Below are 4315 nucleotides of genomic sequence, written 5' to 3' on the forward strand. Positions count from 1 at the left end.
TGCCGCTGACGCCCAGCGGCAAGCTCGACCAGAACGCGCTGCCGTCCGCCGCGCCCGCCCTCCGCACCGGTGGACGGGCCCCGCGCGACGAGCGCGAGAGCGTCCTGTGCGAGATCTTCGCCGCGGTGCTCGGCGTGCCCGGGATCGGCGCCGACGACGACTTCTTCGTCCTCGGCGGCGACAGCCTCAGCTCGATCACGGTCGCCACCAGGGCCCGCGCGCACGGGCTGACCATCGGCCCCCGCGATGTGTTCGAGTGCCGTACCCCGGCCGCACTGGCCGTCGCGGCGCAGGCCGCCGGTGCCGGACCTGCCGTCCCCGGACCGGCCGCCCCCGCCGACGCCGTGACCGTGCCCGCCGCCGAGGCCGGACAGGCGGCTGCGGCCCTCCAGGCAGTGCTGGCCCTCCAGGAGCGGTCCGGCGCCGAAGTGGACCCGGCCCTGCGGGCCCTGCTCGCGCAGCTGACCTCCGCCGCGGGCACCCCGCAGGAGCAGGAGCAGGAGCCGGCCGCCCCGCTGGGCGGTCTGGTGCTCTCACCGGAGGAGACCGCCCGCGTGGCCGCCACCGCCGGACTCCCGGTCGCCGACATCTGGCCGCTCTCCCCCCTCCAGGAGGGCATGTACTTCCACGCCACCTACGACTCCGGCGAGGCGCTCGACGTCTACCTCTCCCAGGAGACCCTCGACTTCGACCACCGCGTCGACCCGGAGCGGCTGCGCGCCGCCTGCCGGACGCTGCTGGCCCGCAACGCCGGTCTGCGGGCCGGATTCACCGCCGACGGGCTGCCCCGCCCGGTCCAGTTCATCGCCGACGGGGCCGAGATCCCGCTCGTCGAGGAGGACCTCTGCGGGCTGTCCGCCGCGCAGCAGCACAGCCGGACCCGGGAACTGCTGGCCGCCGACCGGAGGCAGCGCTTCGACCTGTCCTCGCCCCCGCTGTGCAGGCTGCTGCTCATCCGGCTCGGCGACGGCCGGGACCGGCTCGTGATCACCCATCACCTCATCCTGTGGGACGGCTGGTCCGCGTGGCTGTTCCTGGAGGAGCTGTTCACGCTGTACGAGCGTGCCGGCGACGACACCGGACTGCCGGTCCCCGGCTCCTACCGCGACTACCTCGGCTGGCTGGACGAGCAGGACACCGGGGCCGCGCTCACCGCCTGGCGCCGGTCGCTCTCCGGCCTCGACGAGCCGACCCTGCTCGCCCCCTCCGGGCGCGATACCGGCCCGGTCATCCCGGCGGACCACGACACCGTGCTGACGCCGCGGACCAGCGAACTGCTGCGCGCCACGGCCCGCCGGCACGGGCTCACCCTGAACACCGTGCTGAACGCGGCCTGGGCGCTGGTGCTCTCGGCGACGACCGGCCGCACCGATGTCGTCTTCGGCACCGCCGTCGCCGGACGGCCCTCGGACGTCCCGGACGCGGCCGGAATCATCGGGATGTTCCTCAACACCATTCCGGCGCGGGTCACGTTCACCCCGGACGAGCCGCTGCTCGGCCTGCTGCGCCGGATGCAGTCCGAGCGCGCGGCCGTGATGCCGTACGAGTACGTCGGACTCGGCGTCCTGCAGCAGGAGACGGGCCACCGCCGGCTCTTCGACACCCTGTTCGTCCTGCGCTCGGCCGACGGCGAGGACCGGGCCGCCGAGCTGCGGCGGCGGCACGGCATCACCGCCATGTCCAACGTGGACGGCACCCACTTCCCGCTCACCCTGATCGTCACCCCCGGCAGCCGGCTGCGGATCACCCTGGCGGCCAGGCCCGACCTGTTCGACACCGAGGCCGCGACCACCGTCCTCGACCGGTTCATGGCCGTGCTCGTCCGCCTCGCCGAAAGCCTGGACGGCGGGGACGCGGCCGGGGCCCGGACCGCCGGTGTCGACCTGCTGCTGCCCGCGGAGCGGACCGCGACGGCCGCCGCGCAGCTCACCGGCCGCGAGCCGGTGCCCGACGAGACCGTCGCCGATCTGCTCGCCGCCCAGGTCGCCCGCACCCCGGACGCGGTGGCGCTCGTCTTCGGCGAGCGGGCCCTCACCTACGCCGAGCTGGACGCCCGCATCAACCGGCTCGCCCGGCTGCTGCTCGCCCGCGGAGCCGGTCCGGAGAAGGTGGTGGCGCTCGCGCTGCCGCGCTCCATCGAGATGGTGGCCGCGCTCTTCGCCGTACTGCGCACCGGCGCCGCCTATCTGCCCCTCGACCTGGACCACCCCGCCGACCGGCTGCGCCTGATGGCGCGGGACACCGGACCGCTGTGCCTGGTGTCCACCACCGCCGTCGCCCCGTCCCTGCGCGACGAGGAGGGCCCCGTCGCCCCCGAACTCCTGCTGGACGACGCGGCCGTGGCCGCCGAGCTGGCCGCGCTCCCCGGCGACGAGGTCACCGACGCCGAGCGGCCCGCGTTCGCGCACGGGGTGCCGGGCCGCCTGGACCATCCCGCGTACGTCATCTACACCTCCGGTTCGACCGGCCGTCCCAAGGGCGTCGTCACCCCCTACCGCGGACTGACGAACATGCAGTTCAACCACCAGAAGGAGATCTTCGACCCGGCCATCGCCTCGGCCGGCGGACGGCGGCTGCGGATCGCGCACACCGTGTCCTTCGCCTTCGACATGTCCTGGGAGGAAATGCTCTGGCTCGTCGAGGGCCACGAGGTCCACGTCTGCGACGAGGAGCTCCGCCGCGACGCCGAGGCACTGGTCGCCTACTGCGACAGCCACCGCATCGACGTGGTCAACGTGACGCCCACCTACGCGCAGCTGCTCATCGAGGAGGGCCTGCTCGACCGGGACGAGGGCGCCGGAAAGCACCGGCCCGCACTGGTCCTGCTCGGCGGCGAGGCCGTCCCCGACACGGTCTGGACCCGGCTGCGCCGCACCGAGGGCACCTACGGCTACAACCTCTACGGGCCGACCGAGTACACGATCAACACGCTCGGCGGGTCCACCGCCGACAGCGCGACCTCCACGGTCGGGGTGCCGATCCGCGGCACCCGTGCCCATGTGCTGGACCCGATGCTGCGCCCCGTACCGCCGGGCAGCCCCGGCGAGCTGTACATCGCCGGTACGGGCCTGGCCCGCGGCTACCACGACCGGCCCGCGCTGACGGCCGAGCGGTTCGTCGCCGATCCGTTCGGCGAACCGGGCGAGCGCATGTACCGCACCGGCGACCTGGTACGCCAACGCCGCGACGGGCTGCTCGACTTCCTCGGCCGCACCGACGACCAGGTGAAGATCCGCGGCTACCGCATCGAGCTGGGCGAGATCTCCACGGCGCTGTCCGCGCACCCCGAGGTCGCGCACGCGGCGGTCGTCGTCTCGGAGCGGGCGGGCGCCAAGCGCCTGGTCGGCTATGTCGTACCGGAGGAGGGCGCCTGGTCCGACGACGCGCTGACCCGGCGGCTGCGCGACCATCTGAAGGCCGGGCTGCCGGACTACATGGTCCCCGCCGCGCTCGTCACCCTCACGACGCTGCCCCTGACCGTCAACGGCAAGCTGGACGTCAGGGCGCTGCCCGCACCCGACCTCGCCGCCGCGGGCACCGGCCGCGCTCCCCGCACCCCGCGGGAGGAGACGCTCTGCGCCCTGTTCGCCGAGGTCCTCGGGCTGCCCACGGGCAGCGTCGGGACCGACAGCGACTTCTTCGATCTGGGCGGGCACTCGCTGCTGGCCACCCGGCTGATCAGCAGGGCCCGCACCGCGCTCGACGCGGAGCTGGCGATCCGGGACCTCTTCGAGGCACCGACCGTCGCCGAACTGGTGGCGCGCGCCGCCCGTGCCGACGGCGCCGCCCGTCCGGCGCTGACCGCCGGCGACCGGCCGGAGCGGCTGCCGCTCTCCCACGCCCAGCAGCGGCTGTGGGTCATCCAGCAGATCGAGTGCACCTCGGCCGCGTACAACTTCGCGCTGGCCCTGCGGTTGCGCGGCCCGCTGGACCTGGCGGCCTGGCGTACCGCGCTCGCCGATATGACGGCACGTCATGAGGCCCTGCGCACGGTGTTCTTCACGGCCCCCGACGGCCAGGTGTTCCAGCGGGTGCTGCCCGCCGGGCAGGCGCACCCCGTGGTGGAGTGCGTCCGGGCCACCGAGGACGAGGTGCCCGGCATCATCGACACGGCCGTCCACCGGCCGTTCGACCTCGCCGCCGAACTGCTGCTGCGCGCCACGGTCGTGGAGCTGTCGCCCGAGGACCATGTCGTCGTGCTGCTGCTGCACCACATCACCACCGACGAGTGGTCGGACCGGCCGTTCCTGCGGGACCTGGCCACGGCCTACGCGGCGCGCCTGGACGGCACGGCCCCCGACTGGGAGCCGCTGCC

The 4315-nt window shown here is 74.4% G+C and carries 1 protein-coding gene; it reads left to right on the forward strand.

Annotated features, from left to right (window positions below):
• Positions 1–4315 (forward strand): non-ribosomal peptide synthetase (locus J1C73_RS18575; RefSeq protein ID WP_207317390.1); only part of this gene is annotated, 4315 nt, incomplete at both ends.

It is taken from the genome of Streptomyces laculatispora (assembly GCF_017353455.1).
Lineage (GTDB): Bacteria > Actinomycetota > Actinomycetes > Streptomycetales > Streptomycetaceae > Streptomyces > Streptomyces laculatispora.